The 17,025-nt window shown below is 72.4% G+C and carries 14 protein-coding genes; 7 read left to right on the top strand and 7 right to left on the bottom strand.

Annotation, left to right across the window (positions count from 1 at the left end; genetic code table 11):
• The first annotated feature begins 93 nt into the window (after nucleotides 1-93).
• From EIY87_RS46270 to EIY87_RS46260, 3 genes are all read left to right on the top strand, one after another.
• On the top strand, nucleotides 94-1,494 hold the full coding sequence (locus EIY87_RS46270; protein ID WP_125316462.1) for an MFS transporter: 1,401 nt from the start codon (nucleotides 94-96) through the stop codon (nucleotides 1,492-1,494).
• A 21-nt stretch (nucleotides 1,495-1,515) separates the two neighbouring features.
• Entirely contained in the window at nucleotides 1,516-2,280 is a 765-nt protein-coding gene (locus tag EIY87_RS46265; protein WP_191984533.1) for a thymidine kinase, read from the top strand.
• A gap of 226 nt (nucleotides 2,281-2,506) precedes the next feature.
• Complete coding sequence (locus EIY87_RS46260; protein WP_003081521.1) at nucleotides 2,507-2,854, top strand: RNA polymerase-binding protein RbpA; 348 nt, start codon at nucleotides 2,507-2,509, stop codon at nucleotides 2,852-2,854.
• A 175-nt stretch (nucleotides 2,855-3,029) separates the two neighbouring features.
• Here EIY87_RS46260 and EIY87_RS46255 read toward each other — a convergent pair whose 3' ends face one another.
• Nucleotides 3,030-3,650, bottom strand: a complete 621-nt coding sequence (locus tag EIY87_RS46255) for an NUDIX domain-containing protein (RefSeq protein ID WP_125316461.1) — start codon at nucleotides 3,648-3,650, stop codon at nucleotides 3,030-3,032.
• A gap of 48 nt (nucleotides 3,651-3,698) precedes the next feature.
• On the opposite strand from EIY87_RS46255, the gene EIY87_RS46250 reads away from it, so the two are divergent.
• Nucleotides 3,699-4,448, top strand: coding sequence for a DeoR/GlpR family DNA-binding transcription regulator (locus tag EIY87_RS46250; RefSeq protein WP_125316460.1), 750 nt, complete (start codon nucleotides 3,699-3,701; stop codon nucleotides 4,446-4,448).
• Here the strand turns inward: EIY87_RS46250 and EIY87_RS46245 are convergent.
• Nucleotides 4,381-5,175 carry a PIG-L deacetylase family protein gene (locus EIY87_RS46245; RefSeq protein WP_125316459.1) on the bottom strand — a complete coding sequence of 265 codons (795 nt, stop codon included), beginning with the start codon at nucleotides 5,173-5,175 and terminating at the stop codon, nucleotides 4,381-4,383. The two genes, EIY87_RS46250 and EIY87_RS46245, sit on opposite strands and share 68 nt — an antisense overlap.
• A gap of 35 nt (nucleotides 5,176-5,210) precedes the next feature.
• On the opposite strand from EIY87_RS46245, the gene EIY87_RS46240 reads away from it, so the two are divergent.
• Nucleotides 5,211-5,963, top strand: a complete 753-nt coding sequence (locus EIY87_RS46240; protein ID WP_125316458.1) for a class I SAM-dependent methyltransferase — start codon at nucleotides 5,211-5,213, stop codon at nucleotides 5,961-5,963.
• Here the strand turns inward: EIY87_RS46240 and EIY87_RS46235 are convergent.
• The 3 genes from EIY87_RS46235 to EIY87_RS46225 are packed head-to-tail and all read right to left on the bottom strand — an operon-like array spanning nucleotide 5,950 to nucleotide 9,964.
• Nucleotides 5,950-6,717, bottom strand: coding sequence for a polyprenol monophosphomannose synthase (locus tag EIY87_RS46235; RefSeq protein ID WP_125316457.1), 768 nt, complete (start codon nucleotides 6,715-6,717; stop codon nucleotides 5,950-5,952). The genes EIY87_RS46240 and EIY87_RS46235 overlap by 14 nt on opposite strands.
• A 26-nt stretch (nucleotides 6,718-6,743) precedes the next feature.
• Complete coding sequence (gene lnt, locus EIY87_RS46230; RefSeq protein ID WP_125316456.1) at nucleotides 6,744-8,357, bottom strand: apolipoprotein N-acyltransferase; 1,614 nt, start codon at nucleotides 8,355-8,357, stop codon at nucleotides 6,744-6,746.
• A gap of 11 nt (nucleotides 8,358-8,368) precedes the next feature.
• Nucleotides 8,369-9,964: an amidohydrolase gene (locus tag EIY87_RS46225; protein ID WP_125316455.1), complete on the bottom strand. Its 1,596-nt coding sequence runs from the start codon at nucleotides 9,962-9,964 to the stop codon at nucleotides 8,369-8,371.
• Between the two features lie 131 nt (nucleotides 9,965-10,095).
• Here EIY87_RS46225 and EIY87_RS46220 point away from each other — a divergent pair, with 131 nt between their 5' ends.
• Complete coding sequence (locus EIY87_RS46220; protein ID WP_191984532.1) at nucleotides 10,096-11,481, top strand: KamA family radical SAM protein; 1,386 nt, start codon at nucleotides 10,096-10,098, stop codon at nucleotides 11,479-11,481.
• Between the two features lie 98 nt (nucleotides 11,482-11,579).
• Nucleotides 11,580-13,661, top strand: a complete 2,082-nt coding sequence (locus tag EIY87_RS46215; protein WP_125316454.1) for an ATP-binding protein — start codon at nucleotides 11,580-11,582, stop codon at nucleotides 13,659-13,661.
• 1,218 nt (nucleotides 13,662-14,879) lie between these two features.
• On the opposite strand, the gene EIY87_RS46205 is transcribed toward EIY87_RS46215, so the two are convergent.
• Together EIY87_RS46205 and EIY87_RS46200 are read right to left on the bottom strand one after the other, a co-directional pair.
• On the bottom strand, nucleotides 14,880-16,229 hold the full coding sequence (locus tag EIY87_RS46205) for an RNA polymerase sigma factor (protein ID WP_125316453.1): 1,350 nt from the start codon (nucleotides 16,227-16,229) through the stop codon (nucleotides 14,880-14,882).
• 135 nt (nucleotides 16,230-16,364) lie between these two features.
• Nucleotides 16,365-16,838: a hypothetical protein gene (locus EIY87_RS46200; RefSeq protein ID WP_125316452.1), complete on the bottom strand. Its 474-nt coding sequence runs from the start codon at nucleotides 16,836-16,838 to the stop codon at nucleotides 16,365-16,367.
• Nucleotides 16,839-17,025 lie beyond the last annotated feature (187 nt).

Here is a 17,025-nt window from a genome sequence, read left to right as displayed (position 1 = left end):
CCGGACACGGTTTCGGCGGTGCTGTGAGCGTCGTCGCTACCTCCCAGTAGTCTCCGCGCTGACCTGGAAGTTCTTGACCCGAAGGAGCCGTGGATGACGCTGGCCGGGACGCGCTCGACCAAGCGCGAGCGCTGGGGCTGGTATTTCTACGACTGGGCGAATTCGCCGTTCTATTCGTCGTCGACGACGGTGTTCGGCGCGCTGTCGATGAGCGGGATCGCGGCGGCGGACGCGAAGACGAACTTCACCCTTAACGGGGACCGTCCGTGCGTCGACGCGGCGGGCAAGGCGGACACGTTGCACAACTGCGACGTGTCGTTGTTCGGGCTGCACTTCCCGGCCGGTTCGGTGTGGGGGTACCTGCTGTCGGTGGCGACGGTGGTGCAGGTGCTGGTGCTGCCGATCGCGGGCGCGGTGGCCGACCGGAGCCACAACAAGCGGCGGATCCTGGGCGGGTTCGCGTTCCTGGGTGCGGCGGCCGCGGCGGCGATGTTCTTCCTGGCGGGGTCGGACTGGCAGCTGGGGGTGGTGCTGTTCGTCGTCGCGAACATCGGCTACGGCGGTTCGCTGGTCGTGTACTACTCGTTCCTGGTGGACATCGGGGGTCCGGACGAGCGGGACGACATCTCGGCGAAGGGCTGGGCGTTCGGGTACCTGGGCGGTGGGCTGGCGCTGGCGTTGCAGCTGGGGTTCTACCTCGGGCACGACGCGTTCGGCGTGAGCGAGGGCATGGCGGTGCAGATCTGCTTCCTGACCTCGGGCCTGTGGTGGGCGGCGTTCACGATCCCCGCGGTGCGGGCGCTCCCCCGGCGGCACGAGCCGGTCGACGTCGTGCCGGGGAAGACGGTGTTGCGGGCGGGCTTCGCGGAGCTGCGGCAGACGCTGGTGTCGGCGAAGGCGTACCCGTTGACGCTGGCCTTCCTGGGCAGCTACCTGGTGTTCACCGACGGGATCAACACGGTGGTCACGGTGTCGGCGCAGTACGGCAAGGACGAGCTGGGGTTCGGCAACAGCGTGCTGATCGTGACGATCCTGGTGATCCAGTTCGTGGCGTACCTCGGCGGGACGCTGCACGGGCTGGTGGCGCGGCGGATCGGGGCGAAGCGGACGATCCTGGGCAGCCTGGTGCTGTGGGTGGTGGTGCTGGCGGGTGCGTACTTCGTGCAGCCGAAGCAGATGGGGCAGTTCCTGGCGGTGGCGGTGGGGATCGGGCTGGTGCTGGGCGGGACGAACGCGTTGTCGCGGTCGTTGTTCAGCCAGATGATCCCGGCGGGCAAGGACGCGCAGTACTACTCGCTGTACGTCGTGGGCGAGCGCGGGACGTCGTGGCTGGGGCCGCTGGTGTTCGCCGGCGTCGGGCAGGCGACGGGGTCGTTCCGGCTGGCCATCGTGGCGCTGGTGGTCTTCTTCGCGGTGGGTTTGGTGCTGGTGTGGCTGGTGCCGGTGCGGCGGGCGATCGTGGCGGCGGGCAACACCCCGCCGGAGGTGCTGTAGGCCCCGATAGGGTCGGCTGTCGTGACCTTTGTGAACGACCGGGCCGCCGGCCCCGACCCCACGGACGCCCTGTCGTCGGTCCCCGCGGCCGGTTCGCGCCGCGGTACGCCGCCGGTGGGCAGGCTGAAGTTCTGCTACGGGCCGATGGACTGCGGGAAGTCGACGCTCGCGCTGCAGATCGACCACAACCACGCCCGGCAGGGCCGCCGGGGGTTGATCCTGGTGCGCCACGACCGTTCGGGCGCGCCGCAGATCTCCAGCCGGATCGGGCTGACGCGGCAGGCGGTGGAGGTCGTGGAGGACACCGACGTGCGTGAGCTGGTGCGGCAGGAGTGGGCGCGGGGGCAGCACGTGGACTACGTCGTGGTGGACGAGGCGCAGTTCCTCTCCCCCGCGCAGGTCGACCAGCTGGCGGAGCTGGCCGACGAGGTCGAGATCGACGTGTACTGCTTCGGGATCGCGACGGACTTCCGGAGCCGGTTGTTCCCGGGTGCCGCTCGTCTGTTCGAACTGGCGGACGAGCTGCAGCCGGTCCAGGTGGAGGTGCTGTGCTGGTGCGGGCTGCCCGGGCGGTTCAACGCGCGGGTGGTCGACGGTGAGGTCGTGCGGGAAGGCGATACCGTCGTGGTGGCAGATACCGAACAATCCGTAGTTGAAACTTCAGCTTCAGTGCGTTTTGAGGCCGAATTCGCTACGGTGCGTTATCAGGTATTGTGTCGCCGCCACTTTCGATCGGGTGACTTGGGGCCGGTTACCGCTCATCACGGTCAGTTACGGTTGACCTGAGCCGGGCCCCAGTAGCCCATCCGGGGGATATCAGCACTAAGAAGGCCGTATTGACGTCACGCCGGAGCGCGAAACGCCTCCTACTAGAGGAAGCTGATCCCGGCGGGTGACGCAGCTCATCGTGAGCAACGACATGGTGTCCCGGGAATCCCCGGGGGCCCCAGGTCGTTGCATAGGGTGAGCATCACCCTGGCTCCACCCCGGAGCTGACTGAAAGGACCCCACTATGGCCGACCGTGTTCTTCGTGGAAGCCGGCTGGGAGCGGTCAGCTACGAGACCGACCGCAACCACGACCTCGCTCCACGCCGCACCGTGCGCTACGCATGCCCGAAGAACCACGAGTTCGAGGTGCCGTTCTCCGACGACGCCGAGATCCCGACGGTCTGGGAGTGCCGCCTGCACGGGAGCGAATCGGAGATCGTCGACGGCGGGCAGCCCGAGCAGAAGAAGGTCAAGCCGCCGCGCACCCACTGGGACATGCTGCTGGAACGGCGCACGATCCCCGAGCTCGAGGACCTGCTCAACGAACGTCTCGCCGAGCTGAAGGGCCGCCGGACCTCCCGGTCCGCGTAACCCTGCCCGGCCCGTAGCCACCGCTCCCACCACAACGGAAAGGCCCCCGCGACCTCCCCCCGCGGGGGCCTTTCGCCTACCCGGCGGCAGATGCCCGGGCGCGCTGGTGACCGCGCCCGGGCCGCCGCCGGTGGTCTTGAATGAGTCATTCAGGACCACCGGTGACCTGAATGACTCATTCAAGACCTTTGCGCGCGCTGAAGGGGCCCTGCAGCGCCGCCCACTGCAGGAGCATGATCGTCTTCGCGTCGGCGATCTCCCCCGTGCCGATCATCTTCAGCGCGTCCTCGAACCGCAGCTCCACCACCTCGATGTCCTCCCCCTCCTCCGCGATCCCGCCGCCCGCGCCCCGGTCGGCCGGGTCGTACGGGGCCGCGTAGCAGTGCAGGCGCTCGGTGACCGAGCCCGGGCTCGTGTAGACGTCGAACACGTGCTCCAGCGCGCCGATGCGGACGCCCGTCTCCTCCTCGGCCTCGCGCCGGATCGCCGTCTCCGCGTCGTCGGTGTCGAGCAGGCCCGCGGCCGTCTCCAGGAACATGCCGTCGGGGTGGTCGTTGACGTAGACCGGGTAGCGGAACTGGCGGGTCAGCAGCACGGTCTCGCCCGCGACGTCGTAGAGCAGCACCGTGGCGCCGTTGCCGCGGTCGTAGGTCTCGCGCTGCTCGGTCGTCCAGCGGCCGTCGCGGTGCTGGAACTCGAACGTCGTGCGGCGCAGGACGTACCACGCGTCCGACAGCAGTTCGACGTCGGTGACCCGGACGCGCGGGTTGCGGGACAGGCTTGTCGGAGAGGTCATGCCGCGACCATAATGTGCACGAGTCGGAAGAAACAAGGAGGATCGTGCATGCTGGTCGGGGAACGCCGTGAACTGCTGCTCGCCCGGCTGGCGAGCGAGGGCAAGGTGCTGGCGAAGGACGTCGCCGCCGAGCTCGGGGTCTCCGAGGACAGCATCCGCCGGGATCTGCGCGACCTGGCCGCGGCCGGGCTGTGCCAGCGCGTCTACGGCGGGGCGCTGCCCGTCTCCCCCGCGGTCGCCGACTACGCCGGGCGGGCGGCCATCGCCGTCGACGGGAAGGACCGGGTCGCCGCGGTCGCCGCCGGGCTGGTCCGGCCCGGGTCGACCGTCATCCTCGACGGCGGCACGACGACACTGGCCGTCGCGAACGCTCTCCCCCGTGACCTCGAGGCCACCGTCGTCACCCACAGCCCGACCGTCGCCGTCGCGCTGCTCGGCCACCCCGGCGTCGAGGTCTTCCTGCTCGGCGGCCGGCTGTTCCGGCACTCCGCGGTCACCTGCGGCGCCGCCGCGGCCGAGGCCGCCCAGGCGATCAGCGCCGACGTCTTCCTGCTCGGCGTCACCGGCGTCCACCCCGAGGCCGGGCTCACCACCGGCGACGCCGAGGAAGCCGCGATGAAGCGCACGCTGGCCCGGCGCGCGGCCGACACCTACGTGCTGGCCAGCGCCGAAAAGCTCGGCACGGCGTCCCGGTTCACCGTCCTGCCCTTCACCGACGTCGCCGGCGTGATCACCGACTCCGACGACCAGAACGTGCAGGAACTTGCAGATTTGGGCGTGCCGATCCTGCGGGCGTGACCTCGGTGAACCACTCGCGGCCGGCCACCACCGCGAACAGCGGCGCCGGCAGCCACACCAGCAGCCGCAGCACCGCCGAAAGCCGCCCGCGGCCGCGGACGTCGGACACGTGGGCCGCGAGCGCCGCCTGCTTCCGCCCGGCGAAGCGCCGGACGTCGAAGCGGTGGGTGACAGCCGAGGCCGGGCTGTAGGCGTGCTCGAGGGCTTCGGTGTCGTAGCCGAACGGGATCCGCAGCGCCCGGGCCACCCGGACGAACCGCAGCGCGAAGTCGCGCGGCAGCGTGGCCTCCATGAGCCGGGTCCCGGTCAGCCGGGCGGCCCGCCGCGCGACTTCGTGCACCTTCACGTGGTCGCGGTGGCCGTAGCCGCCGTTGGCGTCGTAGCCGAGCAGCAGGTCGGCGCGCTCCTCGTGCAGCACGGCCGCGAGCCGGTGCGCGGCCTCCTCGGTGTCCGCGCGGGCGAAGCGCCGGCGGCCGGGCGGGTCCGCGTACAGCACCGGCCCGTGCCCGCTGTCGGCGTAGCCCAGGTGCACGACGCGCCGCACGCCGAGGATGGCCGCCGCGGCCTCCAGCTCACCCCAGCGGGGCGTCGGGTGCTCGGCGGCCATGCCGTCGGTGGCCACGACGACCACCACCCGGTGCCCGTCGGCCGCGGCGCGGGCCAATGTGCCGCCGCTGAGCAGGACGGGGTCGTCCGCGTGCGCGTGGAAGGCCACGATGGTCGTCATCGGTCCCATGATGGCCGAGAACGGGAGAAGCTGACGTGAGTGAACACCGGGCCCGGTTCGCGGCGATCTTCGACGAGGAGGTCCGCAGGCACAACGAGCGGTTCCGGGCGGTGGCCGCCGTCCGGCCCGGCGAGGACGTCCTCGACGTCGGCTGCGGCACCGGCGAGTCCACCCGCGAAGCCGCCGCGGCGGGCGCCACCGCGCTCGGCGTCGACCTCTCCGCGCCGGCCATCGCCAAGGCCCGCGAACTCGGCGGCGCGGTGTTCGAGGTCGCCGACGTGCAGACGCACCCGTTCCCGGCAGACACGTTCGACGTAGTGCTGTCGCGGTTCGGCGCGATGTTCTTCCCCGACCCGCCCGCGGCCTTCGCCAACCTCGCCCGCGCGCTGCGGCCCGGCGGCCGCCTGGTGCTGCTCGTGTGGCAGGACCGCGACCGCAACGAGTGGTACTCGGTCCTGCGCGACGCGCTGGCCCCGGACGCCGAGCCACCGCCGCCCGGGCCGCACTTCTCCCTCGGCGACCCCGGCCGCACCCGGGCGCTGCTCGAAGGCGCCGGCTTCACCGGTGTCGAGTTCACCGAGGTGCGCGAACCGGTCTGCTACGGCCCGGACGCCGCGACGGCGACCGAGTTCGCGCTCGGCCTGCTCGACGTCAAGCAGCTGCTGCGCGATGGCGACGAGCACGCCGTGACGCGCCTGCGGGACGCCTTCGCCACGCGCGAAACCCCCGAGGGTGTGCTCCTCGGGGCGCGGACCTGGCTCGTGACCGCCCGGCTCAGCCGCGCTTGACCAGCCGCCGCACCTGGTGCCAGCGGCGCTCCGCGCCCCACTTCGCCACCCGCAGGAAGGCCTCGCGGATGATCGAGCCGCTCATCTTCGACTCGCCGATCTCGCGCTCGGTGAACGTGATCGGCACCTCGACGATCTCGAAGCCCGCGTCCGCGGTGCGCACGGTCAGGTCGATCTGGAAGCAGTAGCCGTGCGAGTTGACCTCGTCCAGGGCCAGTTTCTCCAGCACCGGGCGGCGGTAGGCGCGGAACCCGGCGGTGATGTCGCGCACCCGCATGCCCAGCGCGAGCTGCGAGTAGACGTTCGCGCCGCGGGAGAGGACCTGGCGGTTGAGCGGCCAGTTCACGACGCTGCCGCCCGGCACGTACCGGGAGCCGATCGCCAGGTCGGCGTCGCCGACGGCGTCCAGCAGGCGCGGCAGGTCCTCCGGCGCGTGCGAGCCGTCGGCGTCCATCTCGACGATGGTGTTGTACTCGCGCGCCAGGCCCCAGCGGAACCCGGCGATGTAGGCGGCGCCGAGGCCGGCCTTTTCGGTGCGGTGCATGACGTGGACGTGGTCGTTCGCGGCCGCGCGCTCGTCGGCCAGCTCGCCGGTGCCGTCCGGGCTGCCGTCGTCCACCACGAGCACGTGCACGTCCGGGAGTGCCTTGTGCAGGCGATCCAGGATCGGGCCGAGGTTCTCCCGTTCGTTGTACGTCGGGATCACCACCAGCACCGGATCGATTTCCCGGGCCCCCCGCGGCGCCTGCGACATCCGTGCTCCTCCGATATCCGCGGCGGTCAGTCCGCCGCTTCCCCTGCTGCCGTGCCGGCGCTCGCGCGCCGGGTGCGAAAACGGAGTACGAGCCCGCCGGCCACCCCGGCGATCGCCAGAGCCAGCAGCCCGTACTCCGTCCACGCACCTAGTCGATCCGACAGCGTAGTCTGCGTCCGCAGGGGGACGCGCCCGACCAGGGAATCCGCGGTGAAAAGGCCCGTTGAGCTGGTCACCGTCCCGTCGGGGGCGACGATCGCGCTCACCCCGGAGACGGCGGACACCACGACGGCGCGGCCGTGTTCGACCGCCCGCAGCCGGGACATGGCCAGCTGCTGCACGCTCATCTCGCTCTCGCCGTACCAGGCGTTGTTGGTCGGCACCACGAGCACTTCGGCCCCGTCGCGGACGGCGTCGCGCGCCGGGTAGTCGAACGCGGCCTCGTAGCAGACGAACACGCCGACCTTGGTGCCCGCGACGGCCAGCGTCTGGTTCGCGCCGTCGCCGGGGAGCATGTCGACGGTCTCGGCGTCGAGGAACGGCGTGACGAGCTCGGCGACCTTGCGGGCCGGGACGTACTCGCCGAAGGGCACCAGCTGCTGCTTGGCGTAGCGCGGACCGGGACCGGTGCGCGGGTCCCAGGCGATGACGGAGTTCTGGATGTGCCCGTCGGGCAGCTCGTAGAGCGCGCCGATCAGCGCGGGGACGCCGAAGTTCGCGACGAGCTGGTCGACCTGCGGGTCGGGGCCGGTGACCGTGGTGGCGCTCTCCGGCCAGAGCACCAGGTCCGGCTTGGGGACCTGCCCGGCGCGGACGGCGTCCAGGAGCCGCCGGCTCTCGGCGATCGTGTTGCGGCGCAGCAGCTCGCGTTCGCCCTGCAGCGCGAGGCCGATGTCGGGGGCGTTGCCCTGGACGGTCGCGATGGTGCGTTCGCCGTCCTGGGCGCCGGTGCCGATGGCGGGCCACAGCGCGAGCCCGGCCAGGACCGGCAGCACCGTGCCGAGCGCGGCGAGGACGGCCGGGCGGGTCAGCTTGCGGGACTCCCACAGGCGGGTGGCGAGCGCGGCCAGCGCGAAGCCGGTGCCGACGACGGCGAGGCCGACCAGCGGGGCACCGCCGATCGAGGCGAGTGGCAGGAAGGCGCCTTCGGGCTGGCTGAACGCGACCCGGCCCCAGGGGAAGCCGCCGAAGGGGAACCAGGCGCGCGGGGTTTCCAGCGCGATGAACACCAGCGCGCCCCACAGCGGCGCGAGCGGCAGGCGCGCCACGAGGGTGATGAGGCCGCCCGCGAGGCCGTAGTAGAGCGCCAGTGCGAAGGACAGGCCCAGCCACGGCCACGGGCCGAAGTCCGGGCCGAGGAAGTCCAGCAGCCAGGTCAGCAGCGGCAGGAAGAACACGAACCCGAACGCGAAGCCGTAGCCGAACGCGCCGCGGAAGCTCCGCCCGCGCAGCACGAGGGCGAACCCGGCGAACGCGAGCGGGGCGAGCCACCACAGCGGGCGCGGCGCGAAGCTGAGATAGTAGGCGAAGCCCGACACCAGCGCCGCGGCCAGCCGCAGGAGCCACGCGCGGGGGAAACGCCGGGTCCGCGGGGGTTGGTGCGGGGTGCCCGGTTCGGGGTCCGCCACGGTGACTGCCACGGCTGACAACTCTAGGTGATGGCGTCGTGGAGGACTGCACCCGCGCGGACCGTCCGCAGGCAGGCCGGCAGCGCGGCGTCCGGTTCGAGCCGCGGCAGTGGCGGCACCCCGGCGCGCGGGTCGGTGGACCAGCGCTGCACGCGGGTGTCGGGGGTGGCCACGACGAGGTCGGTGGCGTCCCAGATCGCGTAGTGCGCCGGCGCGCCCGGGACGAGGCTGCCGGTGACGCCGTCGTTGACGCCCGCCGCGCGGTGCCCGGCGCGGGTGTGGGCGGTGAACGCCGCCCGCGGCGACAGGCCCGCGCCCGGCGTCCGGTGGTAGGCGCCCGCGCGGACGCTCCCCCACGGGTCGAGCGGGGTCACCGGCGCGTCGGAGCCGAAGGCCAGCAGGACGCCCTCGGCGGCCAGCGCCGAGAAGGGGTTGAGCCCGGCGGCGCGCTCGGCACCGAGTCGTTCGGCGTACATGCCTTCCGGGCCGCCCCACAGCGCGTCGAACAGCGGCTGCACCGAGGCGACGGCGCCCCAGCCGGCGAGCAGCTTCGCCTGCTCGGCGGTGACCATTTCGACGTGCTCGAGGCGGTGGTGGCGGGCGGCGAGCGCGCGCTGCCCGACCTCCTTTTCGGCGAGCCGGAAGCCTTCGACGACTTCGGCGACGGCGGCGTCGCCGATGACGTGGAAGCCGGCCTGCAGCCCGGCTTCGGTGCAGGCGGCCAGGTGTTCGCCGATGCGGTGGGCGTCGAGGTACAGCGTGCCGGAGCCGTCGTGGTCGGCGTAGGGGGCGCTCAGCGCGGCGGTGTGGGAGCCGAGGGCGCCGTCGACGAACAGGTCCCCGGCCAGGCCGCGGGCGCCGAGTGCCTTGGCGGTTTCGACGGCGCCGGGTTCGCCCCAGTAGCCGACCACTTCGGGGGTGCCGGGGCCGGCGAGGGCGAGGAGGGCGGCGAGGTCGTCGCGGCCGGAGATGTCGGGACCGGCGCACTCGTGGACGCTCACGATGCCCTGCCGGGCGGCCTCGGCGAGGAAGGCCCGCTGGGCGCGTTCGCGCTGCTCGGGGGTGATGGCGGCGCGCACGGCCGCGCGGACGGCGTGGTGGGCGGCGCGGGTCAGCGGGCCGTCGGGCGACCAGCCGTCGGCGGCGCGGGCGGCCGGGGCCAGCTCGACGAGCGCGGTGGACACGAGCGCGGAGTGGACGTCCACGCGGCTGAGGTAGACGGGCGCGCCGCCGGCGGCGTCGTCGAGTTCGGCGCGGCTGGGCAGGCGCGGGTCGGTCCAGGCGGACTCGTCCCAGCCGTGGGCGAGCAGGACCTGGCCCGGGGTGACGGCGGCGCGGACGCGGGTCAGCAGGTCGGCGCGGTCGCGGACGCCGGTGAGGTCGAGGCCGGTCAGGTGCAGGCCGGTGGCGGTGGCGTGGACGTGCGCGTCGACGAACGCGGGGGCGACGAAGGCGCCGTGGAGGTCGACGACCTCGGCTCCGGGGTGCAGGGCGCGGGCCGGGGCGTCCTGGCCGACCCAGACCACGGTGCCGCCGGTGACCGCCATGGCCGTGGCGTCCGGGCCGGCGGGGGTGTAGATGCGCCCGCCGAGCAGGAGCGTCGTGTGTTCGTCCGTCACGCCCTTGAGTCTCCCCCTGCTCGCGCGGCGTACTGCACCTGGGGGAAGCCACGCCAGCAGGCAGGAAGATTTACTCCTCCGGAACGATATGACAGGATATTTTAACGCGTTCCCGACGACTAGGAGTACAAGTGACTGCGATCCAGGAACCTGTGACGCCTGCCGCCGCCTTCGACCAGCCCTACGAGTACGCCCGCGCCGAGCTGGTGGAACCCGACTGGCGCCGCTTCCCCGGCTGGCACGACGTGACCGAGGCGGAGTGGCGTGACGCGCAGTGGCAGCGGGTGCACTGCGTCCGCAACGCCAAGCAGCTGCGCGCGCTGATGGGCGACCTGCTGGAGGAGCGCTTCTACGAGGACCTGCTCGCCGACCAGCGCGAAATGGCGACGATGTCGATGCTGCTGCCGCCGCAGATGCTCAACACGATGGCGCCCACGGCGGGCACGGACCCGGCGAAGGTGACCGAGGCGTTCTACGCCGACCCGATCCGCCGCTACATGCTCCCGGTGCGCAGTGATCGTGACGCCACCTGGCCGAGCCACCCGCACTCCGAGCGCGACTCGCTGCACGAGGCCGAGATGTGGGTCGTCGAGGGGCTGACCCACCGCTACCCCACCAAGGTGCTGGCCGAGATGATCTCGACCTGCCCGCAGTACTGCGGCCACTGCACCCGCATGGACCTGGTCGGCAACTCGACGGAGACGGTCGAGAAGCACAAGCTGGCCCTCAAGCCGGTCGACCGCCAGGACGCGATGATCGCCTACCTGAAGAAGACCCCGGGCGTCCGCGACGTGGTCGTCTCGGGCGGCGACGTGGCCAACGTCCCGTGGCCGCAGCTGGAGTCGTTCCTGATGCGGCTGATGGACATCGACACCGTCCGCGACATCCGCCTGGCGACCAAGGCACTGGCGGCGCTGCCGCAGCACTGGATCCAGCCGAAGGTCGTCGAAGGCCTCGAGCGCGTCGCGGTGACCGCCCAGCGCCGCGGCGTCAACCTGGCGATCCACACGCACGTGAACCACGCCCAGTCGGTGACCCCGCTGGTGGCGGAGGCGGCGCAGACGGCGTTGAACGTGGGTGTCCGCGACGTGCGCAACCAGGGCGTGCTGATGCGCGGGGTCAACGCGACCCCGGCGCAGCTGCTGGACCTGTGCTTCGCGCTGCAGGGCGAGGCGAACATCCTGCCGTACTACTTCTACATGTGCGACATGATCCCGAACGCCGAGCACTGGCGGGTTGCCGTTTGGGAAGCCCAGGAGCTGCAGCACGCGATCATGGGTTACCTGCCGGGGTACGCGACGCCGCGCATCGTGTGCGACGTGCCCTATGTCGGGAAGCGGTGGGTGCACCAGCTGGCCGAGTACGACCGCGAGCTGGGGATCTCGTACTGGACGAAGAACTACCGGACCGGGATCGAGCTGGACGACCCGGAGGCGTTGCAGCGCCGGTACCCGTACTACGACCCGATCTCGACACTGCCGGAAGCCGGCCGGCAGTGGTGGGCGAACCAGGGCTGACGCACCGAACGGTTTCAGCCGGTCAGCGGTGGTCTGACCGGCTGAAACCGCGGCTGGCGCCGGCAACGCGGCACTAGCCTCGGAGGCGGAGGTGGGCCGTGGATCCGAGCCGCCGCGCGGCGAACCGGGCGTCGCACGTCGTCGGCTCCTCGGTCGTGCAGGCCGGCGTCGTGCACGGCGACGTCCACTTCCACGGCTCCCACCGCGAGCTCGTGCCCCGTCAGCTCCCCGCGGCGCCCGCGCACTTCACCGGGCGCGAGCGCGAGTTGCGGGCACTGACCGAGGCCCTGGCTGCCCGACCCCAGCTGGACCGGCCACCCGTCGCGATCTTGACCGGGCTGGGCGGCGTCGGCAAGACCGCGCTCGCCCTGCACTGGCTGTACCACGCCGGTGACCGCTTCCCCGGCGGGCAGCTGTACGCGCGGTTGTCGGCGCACGGGCCGGGCGAAGTCCTCGGCGATCTCCTGCACGGGCTCGGCGTGCCGCCCTCGGACGTCCCACCCGGGGCGTCGCAGCGAGCGGCGTTGTACCGCTCCCTCACCGCCGGCCGGTCGATCGCGGTTCTGCTGGACGACGCCGCGTCCACCGATCAGGTGTCGGCGCTGCTCCCGGCGTCTCCGCGGAGCGTGGTGGTGGTGACCAGCCGCCACCGGCTGAGCGGGCTCGTGGCCCACGGCGGTGTCACGGTGTTCGTCGATGTGCTGCCACCGGACGGTTCCGTGGAACTGCTGAGCCGCGCGCTCGGGCGGGACCGGGTCGCCGCCGAGCCGGAGCCGGCGCGGGCGGTGGCCGAGCTGTGCGGCGGGATGCCGATCGCGTTGCACGTCGCCGCCGCGCGGCTGGCGGTCCGGCCGCGCTGGCCGCTGTCCAGGCTGGCGGACGAACTCGCCGACGAACGACGGCGGTTGCGGACCTTCGTCGCCGAGGGCGGCGCCCTGGCGGTCGAGATGTGCTTCGACGCGTCCTACCGGGGGCTTCCGCCCGACGCGGCTCGCCTCTACCGGCTGCTCGGGGTGTACCCCGGCGACGACTTCGGCCCGGGCGTCGCGGCCGCCCTGATCGGTACGTCGGAGGCCGAAGCGGAGCGGTTCCTCGCCGTGCTGGTCGACGCGAGCATGATCGCCGACACCGCGTACGACCGCTACCGCTGCCACGACCTGGTTCGCCTGCACGCCCGGCGCCTCGCCGAACAGCACGACCCGGCGCCCGAACGACAGCGGGCGATACGGGCGGCGGTGTCGTGGTACCGCGACCGTGCTGCCTCCGCCGGCCGCGCGGCGACACCACTGCGCCCGCACCACACCCGCGCCACGACGGAGTTCGGCACGCGCGCGGCGGCCCTGGACTGGCTCGAAGCCGAGCTGCCGAACCTGATCACCTGCCTGCGGACCGCGCACGGCCTCGGCTGGCACGAGCTCGTGTGCGAGCTGTACGACGCGCTCTGGGGCGTGTTCCTCTACCGCGGCCACTATGCCGAGTGGATCGACGCCGGCAGCCTCGCGGTCGACGCCGCCACGACGTCCGGGGACCGCGGTGCCGAGGTGCGGATGCTGAACCAGGCCGCCGCCGTGCACCTGCGCGTCGGCGAACCGGAGGCGGGTCTCGAGCCGTACCGGCGGGCGCTGGCCGTCGCCCGCTCGGCCGGCGACTGGGCGGGCGAGGCCACCGCGCTGGAAGGGCTGGGCGCCGTCACGCACGCGTGCGGCCGGCTCCCGGAAGCGGTCGAGCACTACCGCCTTGCCCTGCGGCTCAACGAAGCCCACGAACGTCACCGCGGGACCGCGCTTCTCCTGTGCTACCTCGGCCACGCACTCGCCGGACAGGACGAGCTCGACGCCGCCGCCGAGCACTTCGGGCGGGCGGCCCGGCTGGCGGCGTCGATCGGGGACGGGCACTGTCAGGCGCAGGCCATCGCCGGGCTGGGCGCGGTCCACGCCGCTCGCGGCGCGCTCGCCGAAGCGATCACCGAACTGGAGCGCGGATTGCGGTCACTGCCTGCTTCGGAGGCCGCTTCGCTGCGCGTCCCCGTACTGGAGAAGCTCGCCGAAGTCCTCGTGAGCGCTGGGGACCACGAAGGTGCGCGGCGGCACTGGACCGAAGCTCTCGCCGCCTGCACCGCCATGGACGACCCCCGCGCCGAGCGGATCCGAGCGCGGCTCCGCTCGGCGCGGAGGGAGTGAGCACCCGTTCCAGTCGATCGGTTTCGGCAGCTGGGCCGGAGACACCGGGACCCCGTGGACCGGCTGGTCGAGTCCCAGCAGCCCGTAGCAGGTGTCACGCAGGATGCCCAGCGCCTGCCCCGGCCGGGTGGTGATCGTGCGGAGCGCCGCCGCACGATCGTCGTCCGAAGGCGGCCGCGCCCGGCCGACCTGCGGTGCCAGCGGCCGGTCCCGGCGCAGCGGCGCCGCGATCCGCGCCGCCAGCCGAGCAGGACTTCCCGGCCGCGCGCCGGCCAGACCGGCGGGGTCCATGAGTGCCGGTACCCCGAGAGCGAGGGCGTAGAGGAAGACCGACCCCAGGTCTCCCACCACGCGATCGGCGGCGACGAGCGCCGCCCGCCAGCTCTCCTCCGGCGGCAGCACGACGAGCCCCCGCTCGCGGGCCGGGGCCAGCCAAGCCCGGATCTGGCGGCGGCTGTGGCCGTGCCAGATGAACGGGTGCAAGACCGCCACCACCAGGTACTCCGATCGCGGGAGTTCCTCGACCAGCCGCAGGAAGATCGACGGATCGGTGCCGAAGAGCGAGTGCCTCGACCACGTCGACGTGGCCACCACGACCCGCTGCCCCGGTGCCGCGCCGAGCGCCCGGCGGTACACCTCCCGGTAGGGCAGGCCGGCCAGCACGCGGTCGAACGAGGGATCTCCCGCGACGACTGCCGTCGACAGCGCCTCGGGGCAGTCTCGCGCCAGCACGAGCTCGTCGTCGTCCGTCGCCAGCGCCAAGGCAGCGGGAACCACCTCACCACCGCGGGTGAGGCGGTCGCGGCTCAGGTTGTGCCGCCGGGCGTCGCCGTCCGGCCCGATCCTGGAGCCGGAGCTGCTCGCGCCGTGCGGCATCGCCAGGACCGGACCGTCCAGTTCGGACACACCCCAGTCGCACGCGGCCAGCACCAGGTCGAACCGCGTGCTCACCGCTTGCCGCCAGGGGATGACCAGCCCGTCGAGCCGGCGGACGTAGTCGTCGATGCCCGCCCAGCGGTACCCGGTGTCCGGGGTCGAGAGCATCACCTGGATCCGCATGTCGCTCTCCAGCGCGGGCAGGACGTCCTGCACTCGTTCGCCCGCTTGGACGTGCGGCACGACGCCGAGCACCCGCTTCACGCCGGGACGGGTCAGCCAGAAGGCGGCCAGGGGATCGCCGGCGGCGATCACACGGTCCGCGGTCGTCGCGATCACGGGTCAGCCACCTCGCCGGCACGGGTGGACGTCGATGGTTCCCAGGTCCTTCCGCGTTCGGCCCCCGGTGCCGGAGAGCTCGACCGCGACGTGGAGGGTCACGGGGGTGTCCTCCTCGTCGTAGCTCGGCCCGACCTGGCCGGCCCACTCGGTTCCGCCGCCGGTGTCCCACATCGGCAGCGTGGTGCCTCCGAGGGGGAACGTGAGCAGCAGCTTCGCCGTTTCGGCGCCCGGCTGGACGGAGACCCGCACGGCCGACGACGTCGGTTTGGTCCCGCACGTGCCGCTGTCGGACGCGTAGATGGTTCGGTACTGCACCGACGAACCGGTCGCGGTCGGAGCGCTGTCCTGGCGGCTGCTCACGGGCCGCTCCGGCGTCGGGGTGACGGTCAACGGGGGTGTGGGGCGGGTCGTGGGAGGCGGGGACGTGCTGAGCGGTGGCGTCGTGGCGATCGGCCGCGCGGTCGTCGCGATCGCCGGGTTCGGTGACGCCCGTTCCGGCACCGGGCCGGTGGTCGGGGGCGTCAGCAGGAGCGTCGCCACCATCGCGCCGGTCACGCCCACACCGGCGGCCGCCGAGACCGTGGTGAACCGGGGCGCGGTCAGCAGCCGGCGCAGCAGTCCCGTCCCCAGTGCGAAGCCGGAGCCGAGCACGAAGATCGCCGAGCGCAGGCCCTCGCGGTCGGCGGCGCGGCGACGGCACCGCACGCAGTCGTCGAGGTGGGCCAGGACGGCACGACGGAACTCGGGCGAGTCGGTCGCACCCTCGGACAGCTCGCTCAGGCGTTCACAACGGCTCGCACCTTCGCCGGGAGCGGTCGTCAGCAGAGCCACGGTGGTCGCTTCGCGCAGCTCTTGGCCGGCGCGCCCGCGGCGGTACTCCAGCTTCGGCACCGGAATTCCGAGTTCTTCGGCCAAGTCGGCTTGGGTGCGGTGCTTCAGCTTCACTTCGAGGAACAGCGGGACGTCGCGGCGGCGCCGCTCGTCCATCAGGTTGAGGATCCGGTCGACGAGCTCCCGGGTGTCGGACCGGATTTCCGACGCCCGGATGGCGCAGACTCCTGGCTCGGGCACTACGTCGCCCGGAACTTCGCGGCGCGCGTGCGGTTTCCGCCAGCTGTCCAGGAGCTTGTACTTCGTCGCCACGCACCACCAGCCGGTCCGGTCCTGCGGCGTGATCTCCTTTCGCTTCTCGAAGAGGTAGGCGAAAGCCGCGGCGGCCGCGTCCTCCGCGGCCCACTTGTCGGCCGAAGCGTTGCCGGCCGCTCGAACCATCTTGGCCCAGTGCTTCTCGAAGGCTCGCGCGAAATCTTCTGGTTCCCAGCCGCGCTGCCGGTTTTCGGGTTCATCCATGGTCTTGAAACGCGCCTGGCGATGCCGCGCCGCGCGGGATCGGAAGACTTGTGCCCTATCGGGCGACCCGACCCATCGACCGTACCCGACACGCTGACGTCCGGCTGCGGCCGTTCCGGCCGGGCATGTGGTAAATCAGCCCAGCAGGGCCAGCACGGCGGCCGACTTCACGGGATCGAGGAACCGCAGCCCCATGAAGTTGTCGCCGGCGGTGAAGCCGGGCAGTGCCCAGATCGCTTCGTAGGACACGTCCAGCACCCGGTAGCTCCGCAGGCTGTAGACGTTGCTCCACACGCACTTCCCCGGCGCCGGCCGCCACAGGCTGCGGGCGAACGCGGGGTCGCGGAAGCTGTGACCGACCTCCGCGGCCGCCCGCACGTGCTTGCCGCCGGTGAGCAGGACGACGTCGCCGGTGCGCACGGTGGCCATCCGCTTGTCGTGCTTCTCCGTGGCCCCCCAGAACCGCGCGCGGCCATCCGGGTGCAACGCCGTCAGCCGCTCGACGTCGGCCGGTGCCGCTCCCGCGAACGGCACCGGCCGATCGAGCGTGGCCGCGCCGTAGCGACGGGCTTCCGGGGTGCCGTAGGACGGCTGGATGAAGACCTGCACCGCACCTCCGGCTGTCGCGACAATGAAATCGGGCCGAGACAAAAGACCGTAACAAGAGGAACCCGCCGCGACGGAACCGGCACCACCGCTTCCTTTTCTGCGCACCTCTGGTGATTTCCCTGCAATTCTGGCGCTGGCGGTGCTGTGCTATGCATGCGTCCTGCTGCACGTCTTCACGAGGAAGCTC

Source organism: Amycolatopsis eburnea, from assembly GCF_003937945.1.
Lineage (GTDB): Bacteria > Actinomycetota > Actinomycetes > Mycobacteriales > Pseudonocardiaceae > Amycolatopsis > Amycolatopsis eburnea.
Note: the sequence above shows the minus strand (reverse complement) of the source record. Positions and strands in the feature narration are given on the sequence as shown.

Bases quoted from the DNA above. Each gene is read 5' to 3' on its own strand.
- EIY87_RS46270 (WP_125316462.1), top strand. From the start codon at position 94: ATGACGCTGGCCGGGACGCGCTCGACCAAGCGCGAGCGCTGGGGCTGG.
- EIY87_RS46260 (WP_003081521.1), top strand. From the start codon at position 2,507: ATGGCCGACCGTGTTCTTCGTGGAAGCCGGCTGGGAGCGGTCAGCTAC.
- EIY87_RS46255 (WP_125316461.1), bottom strand. From the start codon at position 3,650: ATGACCTCTCCGACAAGCCTGTCCCGCAACCCGCGCGTCCGGGTCACC.
- EIY87_RS46250 (WP_125316460.1), top strand. From the start codon at position 3,699: ATGCTGGTCGGGGAACGCCGTGAACTGCTGCTCGCCCGGCTGGCGAGC.
- EIY87_RS46245 (WP_125316459.1), bottom strand. From the start codon at position 5,175: ATGACGACCATCGTGGCCTTCCACGCGCACGCGGACGACCCCGTCCTG.
- EIY87_RS46235 (WP_125316457.1), bottom strand. From the start codon at position 6,717: ATGTCGCAGGCGCCGCGGGGGGCCCGGGAAATCGATCCGGTGCTGGTG.
- EIY87_RS46205 (WP_125316453.1), bottom strand. From the start codon at position 16,229: ATGGATGAACCCGAAAACCGGCAGCGCGGCTGGGAACCAGAAGATTTC.